Source organism: Vibrio sp. 1401 (assembly GCF_033340295.1).
This window is the reverse complement of record NZ_JAWOWF010000312.1, coordinates 1-739: the sequence shown is the minus strand read 5'-3', so window position 1 is coordinate 739 and position 739 is coordinate 1. Positions and strand designations below refer to the sequence as shown.

1 protein-coding gene and 1 pseudogene are annotated in these 739 nt (G+C 47.8%); one reads left to right on the top strand and one right to left on the bottom strand.

Annotated features, from left to right (window positions below; genetic code table 11):
* Window positions 1-256 (top strand): annotated as a pseudogene (locus tag R7Z77_RS25325) (hypothetical protein); the annotation flags it as partial.
* A gap of 98 nt (window positions 257-354) precedes the next feature.
* Here R7Z77_RS25325 and R7Z77_RS25320 read toward each other — a convergent pair.
* On the bottom strand, window positions 355-739 hold a 385-nt coding region (locus tag R7Z77_RS25320), incomplete at its 5' end, for a sodium/glutamate symporter (RefSeq protein ID WP_318137042.1).

The following is a 739-nucleotide window of genomic DNA, read 5'->3' as shown; positions in this document are numbered from 1 at the left end:
TCAGAAGATGAACTCGCCGTTGGTGATTCTCTTCATCGCGATTTATGCGCTACGTTGGATGCCAATTGCGATGTTTGGTTACTACGGGTTGGATCAGTTCTTCTCAGCCGTGCTCTATTTGCCTCTGCATGCGATCATCGCCTCTAACCCATTCAGTGCGATTCCTGAAGCGGGTTGGGCCAACGTCGGCATCTACGCCTTTATTGGGATACTGGCGTGGACGGCAAGTTTGAAGTTCAGCCGTACCATTCAATAAACAACGTCTCGAACAAAAACCGAGACATAAAAAAACGGTCACAACCTGCGTTGTGACCGTTTTTATTTTTACCCTTAGGGGCTCATCTATCCAATCGTCTAGCCAAGGAAAGAAATGTAACCTTGCAAGATGATTAAGTTGACGATGTCGATAAAGAACGCGCCAACAATTGGTACCACCATAAATGCCTGAGGCGAAGGACCAAAACGGTTAACAATAGAACCCATGTTCATCACCGCTGTTGGCGTCGCACCCAAACCAAAACCACAGTGACCACCCGAGATAACCGCCGCATCGTAGTTGCTGCCCATTACCTTAAAGGTCACGTAGTAGGTGAAGATGGCCAAAATCACCGACTGAATCGACAGAATCACTAAGAATGGGATCGCCAAATCAAAGATGTTCCATAGCTTCAAGCTCATGAGAGCCATTGCCAAGAACAGAGACAGCGACACCGTACCGAGCATATCGACGGTTTCAGCG